This window comes from Neorhizobium alkalisoli (genome assembly GCF_002968635.1).
GTDB classification, from domain to species: domain Bacteria; phylum Pseudomonadota; class Alphaproteobacteria; order Rhizobiales; family Rhizobiaceae; genus Neorhizobium; species Neorhizobium alkalisoli.
The window spans coordinates 243,438-262,112 of sequence record NZ_PVBN01000001.1 but is presented as its reverse complement, the minus strand read 5'-3'; the positions used below and the strand labels follow the sequence as shown (position 1 = coordinate 262,112).

The following is an 18,675-nucleotide window of genomic DNA, read 5'->3' as shown; positions in this document are numbered from 1 at the left end:
TGGCTCAGGCGGTTACACGCTCGATCGCATCAATCAGTTTGGCGGGATCGAAGGGCTTTACGATCCAACCCGTCGCGCCGGCCTGCCGGGCGCGGTTCTTCTTTTCGGCGTCGCTTTCCGTCGTCAGGACGAGGATCGGCACGGCGCGATATTTTTCGTTGCGACGAACGCCTTCGATAAAACCGAAACCGTCGAGGCGCGGCATGTTGATATCGGTAACGATCACATCCGGGTTGGCATCTTCGAGGACTTCGAGGCCCTCGACGCCGTCTTCGGCCTGGATGGTTTCAAAACCTGCATTGTTCAGGGTCACCAGAAGCATGTTCCGGATGGTCCGTGAATCGTCCACCGTCAGTACTTTTTTCTTCATTGCTAGATCTCCTTAGCAACCAAATTATCGATATTGATGCCGATCAGCTGCATCGTCTTCTCAAATGCGTCCGAAGCCTTTTCCACGACGAAGGACTTCTTGTCTTCTTTCCAGGCCCGGGCGCCTGCGACCAGGACCTGCGCGCATTGCACACCGACCCGATCGACATCCGAAGCGTCGAGCACGACGTCGCTTCCGCGCATGGAGATCAGCTTGCCGTGCAGGACCGATGCCTCGTTGAGGTCCAGCACCGCGGCCAGCTTCAGATTCTCCGGTCCAGCCTTCTTTGCTGCCATCAGCTTATTCCTTGTCGTTTCTGAAAGAGATGTTCCCGCTCGTCCGGGCCTTCGCTCGAGGCCCCGGCGATCGCGACGAGCGCCGGCGGATTGCGTGGGGCTGCAGGCCGACGTGTCTCCGCATAGCGGTTCTGCCGTTCGATCCGGAACTCACGGACCGTGCGGCCGAGTTCCAGAATCACGGTATGCAGATCGTCCGCACCTTCGCCTGCGCGAAGTGCCAGATTGCCGTTTGCGGCGACGCTCTCGCTCACCGATCCGACTTCCGCAGTCAGACGGTCGAGGCCCTGGGCCTGATCGCCCGTATCGCGGGCGATACCGGCGATCACATCGTTGATCGCCGAGACCTGGCGCACGATGCCGCCGATCGCATCCTGCGTGCGATGAACCATCTCGACCCCGGCATCGACCTGCGACTTCGTGCCGTTGACGAGCGTCTTGATCTCGCGGGCGGCCTCTGCGGAGCGCTGCGCAAGGGCGCGCACTTCCTGCGCAACCACGGCAAAGCCGCGACCGCTGTCGCCGGCCCGCGCTGCCTCGATGCCGGCATTCAGAGCGAGCAGATTGGTCTGGAAAGCAATGTCGTCGATCACACCGATGATCTGGCCGATCTTTTCGGCCGAGCTTTCGATATCTGACATCGCGCTGATGGCGCGGCCGACGATCTCACCGCTTGCCTCGACCGAACGGCGCGTTTCAGCCGCTGCCTTTTCGGCGGTTACCGTTTCCGTGGCGCTTCCCTTGACCTTGACCGCTATGTCGGTGAGCGCACGCGTCGCATCCTGCAGGCGCACCGCCTGCTGCTCGGAGGCCGCGGCAAAGGACTGAGCGCCCTCGGACAGCGATTGCGCGAGAGCGCCCGCTTTCTGCCCGTAGCTGTCCGATTGCTCGACCGAACTGCGGATGCCGGCGATCGCCTGGTTCAGAAGATCGGCAAGCTCGCGATAGGCTTCCGGTACGTCCGCGGGAAGACAGGCCGTGAGATCGCGGTCGGCGAGCGCCCTGACGACACCGGAGAAAGTTTCGATCGTCTGCACATGATCGGCCTCCCGCTGTTCGGCAAGGGCGCGCTGGTGTTTCTGGCGCAACTCGTTGAAACGGAGCGAAACCGCGATCTCGACATCCACCATGACGAGGCGGGTGATCGCACCGACGAGATCGAGAAGCTCCTGTTCGCGCTTGCGCCCGCCGGGCAGCAGCGATTTTGGAGCCAGGTCGGCGATCGCACCCGCGATCAGGTGCTCCAACATGACGCCATGACCGGCGACGTGCCAGCGCGGGTCGAGACCCATGCGGCTTTCCGTGTCGGAAAGAACCTTTACCCGTTCGGCATAAAGCGCGTCGAAGCGGGCGTCCGTCAGGACACCCCAATGGGATGCCTGAAGATCATGGAGCCGCTCGATCTGCTGCTCGCTGTCGAAATTGCGGGCTGCTTCTGGAAAGGACTGGAATCGTTGAAAGAGATCCCGCAGACCGGTCTTGAGATGGCGCTCCAGCTGCGGGCGGCAACGGCGCAGGAGATCGCGCAATTCGCCGTCGAGGCCGGCAAACGCCAGTCTCTCGCCCAGGCTGCCTGCCTGGTTCCGTCGCGCCTGATCCGATGGCGTTTCCTGCACCAAAACCATCCCCAAATTCGTCAATACCAATCCAAAGGATTGGCGGCATGCGGCTCCTGTCGGCCAGGCGCCAGAGATGAATCGGAGATGCTTGCCGGCACGGATCAATATCCGGCGGGCATGGGCAACGCGGCCACCGCAGGCTTTCCTGGATTTTCATGAGCGGATACCGGATTGTCACCGGTACGGCTTTGCGGCTTCATGCCTGGTGGGAGACCGCAGTCATCCCATTTCGCCGTGGTTTCCAATTTGTATGGTTAATTCCTTGCCTGAAGGTTAATAGGGGCAGAAGAGCACCCGTTTTAGCTCAATAAGAGACACAATACCCGCATGACGCGCGCCTCTCGCAAAATGCACCTGCGAGCCCCTTCTTCGTCAATTCATGCCTTCCATATCGGCCAGTCCGCGCAAGCCGGCCTTGTTGCCCATATCGGCGAGGGCCTGGAAAATACGGCGGGCGTCACCGAGCCTGCCAAGGTTCAAATGGGCATAGGCGCGCAACGCCATCAGATCCGTCTGTTCGGGGACAATCTGCGCCCGCTGATCAAGCACGATCAGTGCCTCGCGGTAGCGCCCGAGCTTGAAGGCGTTGAGCGCACGATCCGCCAGAATGGAGCTCTGCAGTTCAACTGCCCGTGCGTTCGTCTGCGGAGCATCAGCGGCGGCGACGGATGCCTGGTCGGTCAGGCCGGCACGCAGATATGCGAGGCTCTTGCCATAGGCTGCGTCGGAGCGCACCACCTCCGACGAACTCGCGTCGGCCGCATCGAAGGCTTTGGCCGCCTCCAGAGGACGGTTGAGGTCCATCAGGCACCAGCCTCTCGCCAGTGCAGCTTCCGGAGGCATCCGTCGCGGATCCTGTGTTGTCCAGCATTGCCCTCTCCGGGTCGTGGCCTGAACACGAGCGGCCCTGCGCGGCGCAGGCGTCTCAGCACGCACTTCACGAATGTCCGTCCGCGCAGTTCTGGAGGCATCCTGTGAAAGGCTTTCGTCCGAAGCCGAAGATTGCTCCCGAGCGCTCCGGCCGGCCGGTGGCTGCCGCTCCGATCCGTCCGGTTCGGCGACCTCGCCCAGTCTTGCTATGCGCTCCGAACGTCCAGCCCAGTTGCGTTGGATTTGCGCAACGCCGGCCTTGTCGCCAAGGTCGTTGCGCGTCAACGCCAGACCATAAGCCGATGGCTCATCATCCGGCTTCCAGGAGAGTGCTGCCTGAAACCACTCGGCGGCCGTTTCGATTTGCCGCATCGCACGGGCATACCAGCCGAACTGCTGGGCGGCAGCCGGATTGCGGGAGGCGATAACAACCGGCGCCATGCGCTGCAGGACCTCCTGCTGCAGCACAGGAGCCGGATCGAGCGCCAGCAGATTGGCAACGGCTGCGAGATAGGCCTCTTTGGCCCCGGGTGAGGAATCGCGCCAGCGATAGAGCACGACTTCAGCCTCTATCGGCGATTTCTGGGCGATCAGCGTCAGAGCCAGCCCTTCCGCGGCGGACGCCGTCTCATCATTGGTGAAGGCCCGCCGGAACCAGCGTTCCGCGCCGCCCAGGTTGTCGCGCCGATAGAAGTACCAGCCGAGCAGCAACGCATCGGACGTCATGCCGGAGGCTTCTGCGTTACGCTCGAGACGGGCGACGTATTTTTCGGGTACGACCAGCTTCACATCATCGTTGCCCTGCGCGACAAGGCGGCGGGCAATCTCGTCGCGCAGCGGCTCGAATTCCGGCTTGCCATCCGATGGCGTCCGCTCCTTTGCAAGCACCTCTTCCAGCATGTCCGCCGGCAGCAATTCGCTCGCCTTCTGCGCGGTCGCATAACGTTCCGAGGTGCTGTCGCAGTTATCGAGAATATAGACATAGGCGTCACGCGCCCTGCCCGGCTTCTCGGTCTTGGCGAAGGCTTCGGCGACACGCCAGAGCACGTCGACCTCGCTGCAGGTGAGCAGGCTTGAATTCTCAGCCGCAATGCGGATCACCGCTTCGAAGTTGTCGGCATCCGATGCGGTAACCAGACCAGCCCGCGCCTCGGCAAGTTTCAGGCGATCCAGCAGGTCGGTCGGAGGCTGCCATTCGGGCTCCGCAGCCTGGCGGTCGGAAATCGCCCTGCGCACGTCCGCGTAGCGGGATTGAGCATAGAGCTGCCACATATTCTCGAGCTGACGGTCGGTCGTGACCCGTGCCGCCAAAGGGTCGGCAGGCGGGGTCCAGTCCGGATAGAGAGTTCTCAGCCTGGAAATCTCAGCCTGCAGACGGGCATTGTCTCCCCGCGCGGCAAAATATCTGAGCGCGCTTTCATCGACCTCCGGCTGCGCTTCCGTTGCCTGAGGATTTGCAGAGAGTGGCGGTTCCGAAGGAGGGGCGGATGGTATTGGAACGGCCGGAGCCTGAGCGACGACAACCGGAGACGAAGCCCGCCCGGCCTCATCCGGGCGCTTCGGCTGGATGAGCTGGGCAACGATCCGCTCCGTCTTGGCGGCGAAAGTCGCTGGCTGTGCGGCCGTTTTTCCCGGCTGCGGGTTCGGCGTCACTGAACTGGTCAAGGTAGCCGGATCGACCATTACGGGACGACTGAGACCAAGGGCTCCCGCGACGGCAGCGCCCAGGATCGTCAATGCAATGAGCGAAAACCGCATAGCCACTCCGCGATCGTCCACAATCTCCGTCTACGCCTCATGCGGACGAACTTCGGCTCCCTACGCCAATAATTCCAAAGGAATGAACCGATATGGTTAACGAACAATTTAGATTTAACTCATCAAATGCCTGAGTCGACTCTTCGAAGACCGATGCGTGAAAACGAGGTTTCGCGCCTCGACATCTTGGAGCGACCGGCAGACGATGCACGTCTGCTATCTACGGTATTGCTTGGCATGACGGAAAAGCAACTGATGGGAAACAGAAAATGACCGGCCTCGGCCCTCTGAGAGCGGCGATTCTGAGCTTCCTGCTGCCGCTCCTTGCTGCCGGCTGCGCAGGGCAGCCGACGCAGATCGGTACGTTTGCGCGCAACGTTTCCGGCGAACAGGCCATGGTTTTGCCCCCTCCTGGCGGGCCGGCGATCGTGAGCGTCGTCGAAAGGCGCTTTGACAATGCGGTGGAACAGGACGTTTTCCTTGCCACTTCCGCCCTCACACCGGGCCAGAATTCAATCAGGGCGCAGTTCTTCGGCACGACCAGCCCCTTCAAGCTCAGCGACAACAAGTTGACTTCCACGCCGGTCACGGAGGGCGGCATCGCATCTGAAATGCGCCGCGCGCTGCCGGGCATCCGCATGACCCGCGCCTCGTTCTTTGTCCAGAACAACTACGGTCCCTTCGGCTACGCGTTTGGACGTGGGCCCGGCAGCGACCTCTGCATGTACGCCTGGCAGCAGATCCGATCGCCGTCGGGAACCATCTCGCCGCTTGCGAATTACGGTTCAATCCAGATCCGCCTCCGGCTTTGCCAGGCGGGCGGAACTGAGGAACGGCTTCTCGCGGTGATGTACAACTATACGATTGTGGGCTCCGTAGATGCCGGCGGCTGGAACCCCTATGGCGAGCCCAGGGCTGTCCCGTCCACTCTCGGCGGCGTCGGCGCGCCGATTTATCCCAGGCCGGCGAGCTCCGAGCCGATCGTCCCGATCATCCCGCCAAGGACGACCGTCTACACGAGCTCCGCATCAATTACCGTGCCCCAAGCGCAGCCTGCACCTCGACGGGCTGGCTCCATCGCTCCAGCTTCGGTGCTAGGTCCTGCCGCCGCGGGAAATCGGCCGAACGATGCCTCCACGCCTGCCGCAACTACCATCCAGGCGCCGCTCGTGCCTTCGCCTTCCGCGGGCGTGGAGGCGCGACAGGTAACTGTACCATCACCTTCCTGCGCCGACATGACGAGCGGAGCCCCCAATGCATGCCGATAAACCGCTCGCGATACGCCGACTGCTGACCGTTTTCCTTGACCGCTGGAGATAGCACCCATGCGGATGATCTTGTCTGCCGTCGTCTGGGCGCTCGCAAGCGCGCTGATCATCATCCTGGTAACCCTGCCGATCAATACGCGCACACAACTCATCACCAGCCTGCTGGTGGTCGGAGTGATGATGGTGATCCGGGCTCTGAAAGCCGAGGGCCAGTGGCGCCTTGTTGCGCTCGCCTTCGGTACGGCGATGGTGTTCCGCTACGTCTATTGGCGCACGACGAGCACGCTCCCGCCGGTCAACCAGCTCGAGAATTTCATCCCCGGCCTGCTGGTTTATCTCGCCGAGATGTACAGCGTGCTAATGCTGGCTCTCAGCCTTTTCGTGGTATCGATGCCACTGCCGCCCCGTCCGCCTTATGAAAGGCGCGGACGAGAGCTGCCGACTGTCGATGTCTTCGTACCGACCTACAACGAGGACGAAGAACTGCTCGCCAATACGCTCGCCGCCGCCCGCAACATGGATTACCCGCCGGATAAGTTCACGGTCTGGCTGCTGGACGACGGTGGCACCCTGCAGAAGCGCACCTCTGGCAAGGTCGCCGAGGCCCATGCGGCAGAGACACGCTATCGGGTGCTGCAGCAACTTTGCGACGAACTCGGCGTTCGCTACCTGACCCGCGAGCGCAACGAGCATGCAAAGGCGGGCAATCTCAACAACGGGCTCCAGCATTCGACGGGAGCGCTCATTGCCGTCTTCGACGCCGACCATGCGCCCGCTCGCGATTTCCTGCTCGAAACCGTCGGCTATTTCGACGAGGATCCGAAGCTCTTCCTCGTCCAGACACCACACTTTTTCCTGAACCCCGACCCGATCGAGCGCAATTTGCGCACGTTCGAAAAAATGCCGAGTGAGAACGAGATGTTCTACGGCGTCATCCAGCGGGGTCTCGACAAATGGAACGCCGCGTTCTTCGCGAGTTTCATCGGCCAGCGCAGCCGTTGGGCGCAAGGCATGATGCAAATCCTGCGCTTCCGCTTTCCGCCCCTGAAGCGCGGGCTCTCCATCCCGCAGCGTCTTTGCTACATGTCCTCGACGCTTTTCTGGCTCTTTCCCTTCCCGCGCACCATCTTCCTCTTCGCGCCACTCTTTTATCTCTTCTTCGACCTGCAGATATTCACGTCCTCGGGCAGCGAATTCATGGTCTACTCGCTTGCCTATATCGTCGTGAACCTGATGATGCAGAACTATCTCTACGGATCGTACCGCTGGCCCTGGATTTCCGAACTCTATGAGTATGTGCAGACCGTGCATCTTCTGCCGGCTGTCGTGTCGGTCATCCTCAATCCGCGAAAGCCCACTTTCAAGGTCACCGCCAAGGACGAATCGGTGTCCGCCAGCCGCCTGTCGGAGATCAGCCGCCCCTTCTTCGTCATTTTCTTCGTGCTGCTCGTCGCCTTCGGCGTCAGCGTCTATCGCATCTATACCGAACCCTACAAAGCCGATGTGACGCTGGTGGTCGGAGCCTGGAACGTGCTGAACATCATTTTCGCCGGGTGCGCGCTCGGCGTCGTGTCCGAGCGGGGCGAACGTCAGGCTTCGCGGCGGGTCAAGGTGAGCCGGCGATGTGAGCTGGGTGTCGACGGCCGCTGGTTCACCGCCACCATCGAGGACGTTTCAGCGCAGGGTTCGGCCCTTCAGATCTATGCCGAAGGCTTCAAGGATTTTGCGGTTGGAAAGGCTGGCACACTGCGCTTCCAGCCCTATAGCGACATGCCTGTCAGCGAGCTGCCGGTGGAAATCCGTCATTTCAACACTGTTGGCGATGTCACGTCGGTCGGCTGCCGCTATATGCCGCAAAAATCCACGGATCACCGCCTTATCGCAGACCTGATCTTCGCCAACTCGACACAATGGACGCAGTTCCAGATATCGCGCCGGCGCAATCCGGGATTGATCATGGGCTCGCTCTGGTTCCTGGGACTTGCGGCTTATCAGACGGTGCGGGGTCTTTCCTACCTATTCCGCAACACCGCCAATGATATGGCCGCAAGCGCGCGAAAATAGGAGAACGTCATGAAGAGAGCCCTGGCCTTCGTGCTTCTTCTTGCTGCGGCAGATATTGCCTCTGCCCAAAGCCCCACTCCCTTTGACATGAACCAGGAACGGGGGGTGGAACGTCTGCCATCCGCCCCTCCGCCTGCCACCACTCCCGGCGCACGGCCGTTTTCCCCCTCCCCGGTTCCGCCTGCCGGGGGTGATGCGCGTGCTCCTGCCGCCGGGCAACCCGCCCCGGCCCGGCAAGCTTCCACGCCATCGGAACTTTCTGCACGGCGCTATCTCGTGCCCGACAGGGCATTGCGGCTGCACGGCGAAGGTGAACAACGCTCCTGGTCGATCTATCTCACTCCGGATCAGGCGGCGGCTCCGGCCAAACTTCATATTGGCTACCAGAATTCCATCGTCGTGGCACCGGAAGCCTCGCGTCTGGCCATTACCATCAACGACACCCCTATCCACAACGACCAGATCGCCTCCCCGGAGGGCTTTCGCGACCGCGTGATCGGCATTCCCGCTGGAACCTTGAAGGCAGGCGCCAATCTCATTCGTTTTCGCGCCGACCAACGCCATCGTACCGACTGCACGATCGAGTCGACGTTCGAACTCTGGACGGATATCGACCCGCAACGGACATTCCTGACCTTCGATGCCCCAAATGCGGGCCGCTTCTCGCGCCTGGACGACATCCGCGCCGTGGGCGTCGACAACCAGGGCAATACTCGCTTCCGGCTGATCGTGCCTGCACTCGACCAATTGGGTGCGACGGACGTACTGATGCGGCTCTCCCAGGGGCTCGCGCTGATGAGCGGCATGCCGAACCAGTCCTTCACATTCGAGAAGACGCCTGGCGCTCCGCCGCAGCCGGGAGAACTCGCGATCTTCGTCGGCACCCATGACGAGCTGAGACCGATACTGCCTGCACTGTCCGATTCGAACAGAAACAGCGCCGCGGCAGGCTTCTTCGACTATCCCGGCACGGCTGGCGTTTCCACCTTCGTCCTTTCCGGCCCGGGCTGGCCGGCGATCGAAGGACTGGTCAACAGTCTGATTTCCTCCACGAACGGTTCGGCGACCCAAAGGCGGGAGACGCTCGCCACCCAATCCTGGCACGGGATAGACACGCCCTTCCTCTACTCCAACGCCGCTATCGACTTCACGCGCCTCGGCATCCAGAGCCAGGAGTTTTCGGGCCGCCTCTTCCGTACCCGCTTCACGATCGGCGTCCCTTCGGATTTCTATGCAAATGCCTATGGCGAAGCTCGCATCCTGCTCGACGCCGCCTATACGTCGGAGGTTCAACCGGGCAGCCATATCGACGTCTTCGTCAACGGCAACATCGCTTCGACCGTGCCTATCACCTCCGACAAAGGCGGCGTGCTTAGGCATCTTCCGATCAAGATGACGCTTCGGCACTTCCGGCCCGGCGTCAATACGATCGATATCGAAGCGGCGCTCCTGACCCGCCAGGATGCCGTTTGCGCGCCAGGTACGTCCGCCGATCCCAAGGCGCGTTTCGCGCTCTTTGGCAGTTCACAGTTTCATATGCCGAATTTCGCCCGCATCGCCCAGGTGCCCAACCTCGCAGCCACCGCGGGCACGGGATTCCCGTACCGGATAAGCCCGCCGCCTGTTTCTCTGTTTCTGGGGCGGATAGACGAACAGACGCTCTCTGCGGCCGCGACTTTCCTCGGCAAGATGGCCGAGGCAGCGCAATACGTCATCCCCGTCGATGTCACCACGTCGGCGGCGCGGGTATCCGGCGTCAATGCCCTGTTCGTCGGCGCCATCTCGGAATTTCCGGCAAATGTGCTTGCCCAGTTGAAGATCGACCAGGAGAGCCGCAATAGCTGGACACCGTCGGGCTCCACCTCGAGACCCGCCGGCGATCCGTCCCTGTCGCTGCAGGACTGGCAGCAGCGCGCCGGGACGAATTTCTTTGCACGGCAGTTCTCGGCGCTCGCGGAATGGGCAAAGGAGAATTTCGACCTTTCGGTTGCAATGCTGCGTTTCGCGCCTGCGACCGAAGAATTCTACAAGCCGCCGCCGACCGCGCAGCTGATCATCGCTCAACAAAGCGATCCGACAGAACTCGGGACCTGGACCGCGGTCATCTCGCCCGACACGGATTTGCTGGCCGAAGGGATGAAGAATTTTTCAGCCCGCACCGAGTGGGACAAGCTCAAGGGGCGCATTACGGTCTATGAAGGCGCGGACAAGGAACCGAGCGAGGTGCCGGTCAGCCAATTCCGCTTCACTCCGACGCAACCATTCTCGTTCGGAAACGCCCGACTGATCGCGGCAAACTGGCTTTCGGACAATATCATGTCCTATGCGCTGCTTCTGGGAGCCGGCAGCGTCCTGCTGGGGCTCGCGACCGGCGGCCTGCTTACCCTGCTCGGCCGCGACAAGTAAACAGCTCCTACGGGGTCGGAACGCCCTGGCCGGTAAACTTCTTGCTGACATACGGCGAGCCGGAAAGACCGAAACGCCACGGTTGGTCGACCGCCTGCGAAATGCCGATCCGCCGTCCGGTGACGATCAGCGGCGATATCCGCGGAGGAGTGAGGGCGAACGGCGGGGCGAGCAGCGACAGGCCGTTGTGCTCTATGGTTACCCCCAGCGCCTGGCAGACCCGCCCAGGTCCGGCGCAAAGCAGCAGGGGATCAGCCCTGCCGCGTCTTATCTCCATTTCAGCGAGCCCCCTGACCGGTTGAAGCGCCCTGACGAGCACTGCGCTGCCGGGACGGCATACGAAGTTCAGGCACCAGTGAATTCCGTAGGAACGGTAGACATAGGCGTGGCCGGGCTCGCCGAACATCACCGAATTCCGCGGCGTCGGGCCGCGAAAGCTGTGAGACGCAGGGTCGTCGGGCTCGTAGGCCTCGGTCTCGACGACGATCCCGCCAAGGCCCGACACATCGAGCTCGACGCCGATCAGATCGCGCGCCACCTCTACCGAATTTCTATCGAAGAACTGCTGATCCAAGGATATGTCCCGCGCACGTTATCGGCACATTGATAAAACGCTCGTGACGACTTGTCTTCAGCCGCTGGCGGACGCCAGAGCAAAATGAATTGCTGAATTTTCGGGAAATAATGGTGCCCGGAGGCGGATTTGAACCACCGACACGCGGATTTTCAATCCGCTGCTCTACCAACTGAGCTATCCGGGCATCGAGGCCATTCGGCCTTCCGGCCAAGGCCGGCGGGGGGTAACTCCCCCGGAAGCGAGCGGGGTTATAACATCTTGTTCGGCCATGTCCAGCACCAGAACCCACTTTTTTGACAGCTTTGCGAAATTCCCGATTTCATCAATAAAAACAGCACGGACCCCGGCCACCCACCTACCGTGACGTCAGCCGGGTTAACCGTTTCATCAAAGAGACGAAGACACACGCCAGGCCTCAAGTGCGGGCGCGCTCAAATTCGGACCGGGGAAAGGTCTTGAAACCGAGCCTGCTGGTCGGCTCAATCGCGCTCGTCGGAACCGTCTGCCTTGGTCTCGTCTTCTGCCACGGGAATGGCATAGGAGCCCGTCAGCCACCGCGACAGGTCGAGCGTGCGGCATCGGTCCGAGCAGAACGGATAATGTTCGCGCGACGAGGCCTTTCCGCATTCGGGGCAAGGTCTGGTTTTTCTCAGCGGCTCGACCTTGCCGCCGGTCTTGATGGGTTCGGATGCCATAGTTTTCAGAGGACTCCATTTCAAGGGAGACGACCACGGCCGCGGAGGCGGCCCCGGCTGTCTCTCAGGCTTCCGGCCAGACCGCAGCCACGTCGAAACCTTCGCCGGAGAGCAAGGTCGTCACCTCATAAAGGGGCAATCCGACGACATTGCTGTAGGAGCCGACGAGCTTCTGAACGAAGGTGCCGGCAATCCCCTGGATCGCATAGGCACCAGCCTTGCCGCGCCATTGTCCGGACGCGATATAGTTCTCGATTTCGCGGGTGGACAGCCGCTTGAAGCGCACCTTGGTCTGCACGACCTTCTGGCGGAACTGGCCACCCGGCGTCACCAGGCAGATCCCGGTATAGACCCAGTGGCCGCGTCCGGAAAGCAGGTGCAGGGCAGCCGACGCCTCTTCCGTATATTCCGTCTTCTCCAGAATGCGGCGGCCGACGGCGACGACCGTATCGGCGGAGAGGATATAGCTGTGCCGCCAGTTGGGATCGCCGTTCACTGCCGCGAACGCTGCCTCGGCCTTCTCTGTTGAAAGCCGGCGGGCAAGCGAACGGGGATGTTCGGACTTCTTCGGCGTCTCGTCGATATCCATCGGCATAAGCCGTGCGGGCGCCAGACCGGCCTGATTCAGGAGGTCGAGACGGCGCGGAGACCCGGAGGCCAGTATCAGCTTTTGTTCCAGCGCCATGGGTGCCCGCTGCAAAGGATGTGAGTTACTTGAAGCGGTAGGTGATGCGGCCCTTGGTGAGGTCGTAGGGCGTCATTTCGACAAGCACCTTATCGCCCGCTAGGACACGGATGCGGTTCTTGCGCATGCGACCGGCTGTGTGGGCAATGATCTCATGCTCGTTTTCAAGCTTCACGCGAAACGTCGCATTCGGCAGCAGTTCGGTAACGACGCCCGGGAATTCAAGGACTTCTTCTTTGGCCATCTAAAGGGTTTCTTCCTGTTTTTTGAATCGAGAGCGGGAGAAGACTTTTCCGCCCGCCCGAAAATGTGCGCGGAAACTACACAATCATGTCCGCTTTGTGAACCTCGCTTGAGAGCTATTCTCAATGTCTTTCAGGCCGTCTCGGCCGAACGGCGGTTCAGGCCCGAAAGTCGCTGCTCGATCAGGCGCCAGAGATGGTCGCGAACCTCGCGATAGGCGTCGAGCGTCTGGTCGCGAGTTCCCGTCGCTGCTGTGGGGTCCATGGTCGGCCAATAAACCACATCGATAGCATTGGAACGGGTCAGTTCCAGCGCTGTATGATGGGCTTCCGGCGTTAGCGTGACGATGAGGTCGAAGAAATCGTCTTCAAGTTCATCGAGCGTGCGGGGTTGATGCCGACCGATCGACAGGCCGACTTCTTCCAGCACGGCATCCACGAAAGGATCGCGTTCGCCGGCGCGCACACCGGCGGACTGGATGTAGATATCGTGTGGCAGGAGCCGTTTTGCAATGGCTTCCGCCATCGGCGAGCGGATGACGTTGAACCCGCACATGAAAAGGATGGCGCCTGGCCGCTTGCTTTTCGGTTCGGGCGTGGGCGCGGTTGCCATGCTCAGCCGCGCCAATAGAGAACGCAGACCAGGGTAAAGAGCCGCCGGGCGGTGTCGAAATCGACGCGGATCTTGCCGTCCAAGCGGTCCATCAGCGTCTGGGAGCCCTCGTTGTGAATACCGCGGCGGCCCATGTCGATCGCCTCGATCCGGCTCGGCGTCGAGGAGCGGATCGCCTCGTAATAGCTTTCGCAGATCATGAAGTAGTCCTTGATGATCCGCCGGAAGGGCGTCAGCGAGAGGATATGCGTGGCGACGTCCTCGCCAGCTTCGGTAGCGATGCCGAGCACCAGCTTGGAATCCACCAGCGAGAGCTTGAGCCTGTAGGGGCCGCCGGCATGACCGATGGGCTCGAACGAATTTTCTTCGACGAGATCGAAGATCGCGACTGCCCGTTCGTGCTCGACATCAGGGGTCGATCGCCCGATCGAGGCGTCGAGTTCGACATCGGAGAGCCGAAAGTCCCCCTGACCCATCCTCACCCTCCGTCATTCAAGCGGATGGCGACGGAACGGGCATGGGCATCAAGCCCCTCGGAATGGGCAAGCGTGATCGCCGCAGGTGCCAATTGACGCAACTGGTCCGGGCCAAGGCGCAGGATCGAGGTCCGCTTGACGAAGTCGAGCACGGACAGGCCCGAAGAGAAGCGGGCCGAACGGGCGGTCGGCAGCACGTGGTTGGAACCGCCGACATAGTCGCCGATGACCTCCGGCGTATGACGGCCGATGAAGATCGCGCCCGCATTGCGGATGCCCGGCATCAGCGCTTCCGGATCGGCGACCGCCAGTTCCAGATGTTCGGCCGCGATCCGGTTGGCGAGCGGCAGGGAGGCTTGGAGGTCCGGCACGAGGATGACGGCACCGAAATCACGCCAGCTCGCAGCAGCGGTTGCGGAGCGCGAAAGCGTCTTCAGCTGGCGCTCGACGGCCGCTTCCACTGCCTGACCGAGCTCGCGATCATTCGTGACAAGGATGGACTGGGCGCCCGCGTCGTGCTCGGCCTGAGCGAGCAGATCGGCGGCGAGCCAGTCCGGATCGTTTTCCTTGTCGGCAATGACGAGGACTTCCGAGGGACCGGCGATCATGTCGATGCCTACAGTTCCGAAGACCTGCCGCTTGGCGGCGGCCACATAGGCATTTCCCGGCCCGACGATCTTGGCGACCGGTGCAATGGTTTCCGTTCCATAGGCAAGGGCGGCCACAGCCTGAGCGCCCCCGATCCGGTAGATTTCCGTCACGCCGGCAATGCGGGCTGCCGCCAGCACCGCCGGATTGACTTTGCCGCCGCTCGCCGGAACGACCATGACGACACGCGGCACGCCGGCAACCCTTGCGGGGACGGCATTCATCAGTACCGAACTCGGATAGCTTGCCGTGCCGCCGGGCACGTATAAACCGACCGCTTCGATCGCCGTCCAACGCGAGCCAAGGCCGACGCCGATCGCGTCCTCATAAATGTCGTCTTTCGGCATCTGCCGCGCGTGATGCTTCTCGATCCGCTCGGCTGCGAATTTCAACGCGTCCAAAACCTTTGGATCGGTCTCGGCAAAAGCGGCGTCGATATCCGCTTTGCTTACCCGGATACCCGTTTTGGCAAGGTCTATGCCCTCGAAACGGGCGGAGTAATCGATGAGCGCGGCATCGCCCCGGGCGCGCACATCGTCGATGATGGCGCGAACCACGGCATTGACATCTTCCGACACCTCGCGCTTGGTGGAGAGAAAGGCGGAAAACTTCGCCTCAAAATCCTGCGATGCCTGCTCCAGCCAGATTGCCAAGCGGATATTCCTTCAACTCAAGATGACGTTCTATCACGGTCGGGGCGGTCCCGGGTCAGGGATGTCGGGGCCTCGATGCCGTTTCCCACGCGCCGCCGACATCCGCAAGAGCAACTTCGATGCATTCGACATCGAGCGCAATCGTGGCCTTGCCGGAGAGGACAAGTTCCACCGTTCCTTCCGGACCATCGCCCCTTTGCGTGAAGGTCACAGCAAGCAGCGACAGCACGTCGTCCTTCTTGTTCCGGTCGATGCCGCTCGAGCGGACCGCTTCCACACGCTTGAAGACGAGGCCGGCGCGACGACGCTCGAAGCCCTTCCGTTTCTTGCCGGCCTCTTCCCAGACGAACCGGTTGGCAGCCAACGAAAAGTTCTTTTCGGAAGGCGACCAGCGGACGTCGCCCACCTTGAATACCGCATCTTGCATGTGAGCGGAAATAATCCCCAGATCATCCGTATCCAGGGCCAGCAATTTGAGTTCGGTCATCGCCTTCGACTATCCATCCTGAGACGCGGACCCGCGCCATTGTTCCTAAAACCGAAATAGGATGCCGAGAGCTCGGACGCAACTCCAGGCTAGGCGGGAAAATCCGCTGAAAGGCTGGTTTTCTTCCAATCGTCGATCTGGCCAAGCCGCTCCTTCAGCTTGTCGGTGACCGCGCCATAGGCAATCGCGCCCAGCACCAGATGACGCGGCGCCTCGTCGGCTTGCGTTGCTGCGATCATCGCCTCGCCGGCGCGGACCGGGTCACCGGGCTGCTTTCCGCTATACCCGGCGGTAGAACTCATGCGCGCGCCTGCCGTCTCGGCATAGTCGGCGATGCGGCTGGGCGTCTGCTTCAGCGAACGGCCCGCCCAGTCGGTACGGAAGGGACCGGGCTCGACGCCGATCACCTTGATACCGAGCGGCGCGACCTCCAGGCGCAGGCTATCGGAGAACCCTTCGACGGCGTGCTTGGTCGCTGCGTAATAGCCGGAGCCCGGCAGGCCCATGAAGCCGGCCATCGACGTGATGTTGATGATGTGCCCGCTGCGGCGGGCGCGCATGCCCGGCAACACCGCCCGCGTCATGGCGAAAAGGCCGAAGACGTTTGCGTCGAACATGGCGCGGATTTCGTCCTCCTCGCCCTCCTCGATCGCCGCCTGATAGCCATAGCCGGCATTGTTCACCAGCACGTCTATGCGGCCGAATCTCTCTTCCGCCGCTTTCGCGGCAGCGTGGACCTGGCCGCTGTTGGTCACGTCCAGATCGAGCGCCAGGACGTTGTCCCTGCCATCGGCGAGATCGGCGACCCTTGCTTTGTCGCGGGCGGTCACGACCGTCGGCCAGCCGCGATCGAGCGTAAGCTTGGCCAGTTCGCGGCCGAAGCCGGTGGAACAGCCGGTGATGAACCAGACGGGATTGGAAGCTTCAGCCATGAGGAATCTCCGCGATATGCCGGATCAAGATGATGAGGCGGGAGGCAAAGGTGGAATGCCTGCGAGAGATAGGAATACAAAAAAGAACGGCAAGGGCAATGCCCCTGCCGTTCCCGCGAAATCCCGATTTCCAGGCCTGTCAGTCGCTGACGCGCTGAACCGTAGCGCCGCAACGGGTGAGCTTTTCTTCAAGCCGTTCGAAGCCGCGGTCGAGGTGATAGACGCGGCTCACCATCGTCTCTCCCTCGGCTGCCAGGCCGGCAATGACCAGCGAGACGGAAGCACGCAGGTCCGTCGCCATAACCGGAGCGCCTTTAAGGCGCGAAACGCCTTCCACTTTCGCCGTCTGACCCGACAGTGAAATCCTGGCGCCCAGACGGGCCAGTTCCTGAACGTGCATGAAGCGGTTTTCGAAAATGGTCTCGGTGATGTTGGAAACGCCGGAGGACCGGGTCATCAGCGCCATGAACTGCGCCTGCAGATCGGTTGGGAAGCCCGGAAAGGGTTCTGTGGTGATGTCGACCGGCTGAATGCCGTTGCCGTTGCGAACCACGCGAATACCGCTTCCGGTTTCGGTGATGTGCGCGCCGGCCATCCGCAAGGTATCGAGAGCACCCTGAAGCAGCGAGCCATCCGTGCCTTCCAGGGTCACGTCCCCGCCGGTCATGGCAACCGCCATCGCATAGGTGCCGGTCTCGATACGATCCGGCAAAACGCGATGACGAGCGCCTGAAAGCGTCGTTACACCTTCAACGGTGATGGTCTTGGTGCCGGCGCCGGAAATCTTGGCGCCCATTGCGGTGAGGCACTTTGCCAGGTCGACAATCTCCGGCTCGCGCGCGGCGTTTTCAATCACCGTGGTGCCCTTGGCGAGCGTCGCCGCCATCAGCATCACGTGCGTGGCGCCGACTGAAACCTTCGGGAAGACATAACGGCCGCCGACGAGCCCGCCCTTCGGCGCGCTGACGTTGACGTAACCGCCATCGATCTCGATCTCGGCCCCGAGCGCCTGCAGCGCCTCCAGGAACAGGTCGACGGGTCGGGTGCCGATGGCGCAACCACCGGGCAGCGAAACGCGCGCCCTGCCCTCGCGGGCGACGAGCGGGCCGATGACCCAGAAGCTCGCGCGCATCTTGGAAACCAGCTCGTAGGGAGCGGTGGTGTCAACGATCGTGCGGCAGGTAAAATTGACGGTGCGGGAATAGCCTTCTTCCTGGCGCTCCCGGCGGCCGTTGACGGCAATATCGACGCCGTGATTGCCGAGGATGCGCATCAGGAGTTCGACATCGGCAAGATGCGGGACATTTTCGAGCGTCAGCGTGTCGCTCGTCAGAAGGGATGCGATCATCAAAGGCAGAGCCGCATTCTTCGCTCCGGAAATCGGAATGGTGCCCCTCAGTTCATTGCCGCCGACGATTCTGATGCGATCCATGCGTTGTCACTCTTCCTTGTGCGAGTGCGAAAGGACGCGTCCTTAAACGAAATCCGCCGCTACTTCAATGATTGCTAAATTGGCCCACCGCCAAGTTCGGCATAGATCAGGATGATTCGTCCGTTTTTGCGGCAGGCAATCCCTGTGCCGTATCGGCTTCACCGGCGCGGCGGGAGCGGGCCTGGCTCTTGCGCCGCATCAGATTCTCGCGAAGCTTCGCGGCGGCGCGGGCCTTGCGCTCGGCTTCCCGGGCAGCGGCGGCGGCACGCGCACGCGCACCACGCGTTTCCTCCGCCTTTTCCGCTTGCGCGTCCTGTTCTTCGTCAATGGTCATGATTTTCCATAGCGAAAAAGCCGCTCCCGCGAAAGCCATGGCCATGTTTTCCCCATTCGGAGATAAGAACTTCGAATTTGCGGCTTGCGCTACCGATGAACCTATGGCAATAGGCCCCTCGCCGACGACGCGGACATTTCGCGCCGGCCAAATGCTGCTATAGCTCAGGGGTAGAGCACTCCCTTGGTAAGGGAGAGGCCGAGAGTTCAAATCTCTCTAGCAGCACCATTTTTCCTTGTTTAAACACAAG

The 18,675-nt window shown here is 61.8% G+C and carries 18 protein-coding genes and 2 tRNA genes; 4 read left to right on the top strand and 16 right to left on the bottom strand.

The annotated features are described in order from the left end of the window. Positions 1–4 precede the first annotated feature (4 nt). The 4 genes from cheY1 to C5L13_RS01225 all read right to left on the bottom strand — a co-directional run bounded on the left by cheY1 (position 5) and on the right by C5L13_RS01225 (position 4,913). The gene (gene cheY1, locus C5L13_RS01240) at positions 5–370 is read right to left on the bottom strand and encodes a chemotaxis response regulator CheY1 (RefSeq protein ID WP_105370623.1); all 366 of its coding nucleotides are present in this window, start codon (positions 368–370) and stop codon (positions 5–7) included. Between the two features lie 2 nt (positions 371–372). Next, positions 373–666 carry an STAS domain-containing protein gene (locus C5L13_RS01235; protein ID WP_105381442.1) on the bottom strand — a complete coding sequence of 98 codons (294 nt, stop codon included), beginning with the start codon at positions 664–666 and terminating at the stop codon, positions 373–375. Further along, complete coding sequence (locus C5L13_RS01230) at positions 666–2,285, bottom strand: globin-coupled sensor protein (protein WP_105382027.1); 1,620 nt, start codon at positions 2,283–2,285, stop codon at positions 666–668. Before C5L13_RS01230 ends, C5L13_RS01235 begins: the two co-directional genes overlap by 1 nt. Positions 2,286–2,657: 372 nt before the next feature. Continuing rightward, the gene (locus C5L13_RS01225; RefSeq protein WP_105381441.1) at positions 2,658–4,913 is read right to left on the bottom strand and encodes a cellulose synthase; all 2,256 of its coding nucleotides are present in this window, start codon (positions 4,911–4,913) and stop codon (positions 2,658–2,660) included. Between the two features lie 269 nt (positions 4,914–5,182). On the opposite strand from C5L13_RS01225, the gene bcsN reads away from it, so the two are divergent. From bcsN to C5L13_RS01210, 3 genes are read left to right on the top strand one after another with little or no spacing between them, the layout of a single operon-like run. Beyond that, on the top strand, positions 5,183–6,181 hold the full coding sequence (bcsN, locus tag C5L13_RS01220; RefSeq protein ID WP_105381440.1) for a cellulose biosynthesis protein BcsN: 999 nt from the start codon (positions 5,183–5,185) through the stop codon (positions 6,179–6,181). Between the two features lie 57 nt (positions 6,182–6,238). Beyond that, positions 6,239–8,245 carry a glycosyltransferase gene (locus tag C5L13_RS01215; RefSeq protein ID WP_105381439.1) on the top strand — a complete coding sequence of 669 codons (2,007 nt, stop codon included), beginning with the start codon at positions 6,239–6,241 and terminating at the stop codon, positions 8,243–8,245. Positions 8,246–8,254: 9 nt separating this feature from the next. Continuing rightward, entirely contained in the window at positions 8,255–10,651 is a 2,397-nt protein-coding gene (locus tag C5L13_RS01210) for a cellulose biosynthesis cyclic di-GMP-binding regulatory protein BcsB (protein ID WP_105381438.1), read from the top strand. A 7-nt stretch (positions 10,652–10,658) separates the two neighbouring features. On the opposite strand, the gene C5L13_RS01205 is transcribed toward C5L13_RS01210, so the two are convergent. The 12 genes from C5L13_RS01205 to C5L13_RS01150 form a co-directional block, all read right to left on the bottom strand. Next, complete coding sequence (locus tag C5L13_RS01205) at positions 10,659–11,225, bottom strand: DNA-3-methyladenine glycosylase (protein ID WP_105381437.1); 567 nt, start codon at positions 11,223–11,225, stop codon at positions 10,659–10,661. A 111-nt stretch (positions 11,226–11,336) separates the two neighbouring features. Then, a tRNA-Phe gene (locus tag C5L13_RS01200) sits at positions 11,337–11,412 on the bottom strand. Positions 11,413–11,707: 295 nt separating this feature from the next. Then, a complete protein-coding gene (gene yacG / locus C5L13_RS01195) occupies positions 11,708–11,923 on the bottom strand; it encodes a DNA gyrase inhibitor YacG (RefSeq protein WP_105381436.1) in 216 nt (71 codons plus the stop codon). Between the two features lie 64 nt (positions 11,924–11,987). Next, positions 11,988–12,608 (bottom strand): Maf-like protein, encoded by a 621-nt coding sequence (locus tag C5L13_RS01190; protein WP_105381435.1) that lies wholly within the window; start codon positions 12,606–12,608, stop codon positions 11,988–11,990. A 25-nt stretch (positions 12,609–12,633) separates the two neighbouring features. Beyond that, complete coding sequence (gene infA / locus C5L13_RS01185) at positions 12,634–12,852, bottom strand: translation initiation factor IF-1 (RefSeq protein ID WP_004435948.1); 219 nt, start codon at positions 12,850–12,852, stop codon at positions 12,634–12,636. A 131-nt stretch (positions 12,853–12,983) separates the two neighbouring features. Beyond that, entirely contained in the window at positions 12,984–13,463 is a 480-nt protein-coding gene (locus tag C5L13_RS01180; protein WP_105381434.1) for an arsenate-mycothiol transferase ArsC, read from the bottom strand. Between the two features lie 2 nt (positions 13,464–13,465). Continuing rightward, positions 13,466–13,939: a UPF0262 family protein gene (locus C5L13_RS01175; RefSeq protein WP_105381433.1), complete on the bottom strand. Its 474-nt coding sequence runs from the start codon at positions 13,937–13,939 to the stop codon at positions 13,466–13,468. A gap of 2 nt (positions 13,940–13,941) precedes the next feature. Then, on the bottom strand, positions 13,942–15,240 hold the full coding sequence (hisD, locus tag C5L13_RS01170; protein ID WP_105381432.1) for a histidinol dehydrogenase: 1,299 nt from the start codon (positions 15,238–15,240) through the stop codon (positions 13,942–13,944). Positions 15,241–15,295: 55 nt separating this feature from the next. Next, positions 15,296–15,727: a DUF2948 family protein gene (locus tag C5L13_RS01165; RefSeq protein ID WP_105381431.1), complete on the bottom strand. Its 432-nt coding sequence runs from the start codon at positions 15,725–15,727 to the stop codon at positions 15,296–15,298. An 89-nt stretch (positions 15,728–15,816) separates the two neighbouring features. Beyond that, positions 15,817–16,659, bottom strand: a complete 843-nt coding sequence (locus C5L13_RS01160) for an oxidoreductase (RefSeq protein WP_105381430.1) — start codon at positions 16,657–16,659, stop codon at positions 15,817–15,819. 139 nt (positions 16,660–16,798) lie between these two features. Next, positions 16,799–18,091: a UDP-N-acetylglucosamine 1-carboxyvinyltransferase gene (gene murA, locus C5L13_RS01155; RefSeq protein WP_105381429.1), complete on the bottom strand. Its 1,293-nt coding sequence runs from the start codon at positions 18,089–18,091 to the stop codon at positions 16,799–16,801. Positions 18,092–18,197: 106 nt separating this feature from the next. Next, positions 18,198–18,419 (bottom strand): hypothetical protein, encoded by a 222-nt coding sequence (locus C5L13_RS01150; protein WP_105382026.1) that lies wholly within the window; start codon positions 18,417–18,419, stop codon positions 18,198–18,200. A 159-nt stretch (positions 18,420–18,578) separates the two neighbouring features. Between C5L13_RS01150 and C5L13_RS01145 the strand changes: the two genes are divergently transcribed. Beyond that, positions 18,579–18,653 (top strand) — tRNA-Thr (locus C5L13_RS01145). Positions 18,654–18,675 lie beyond the last annotated feature (22 nt).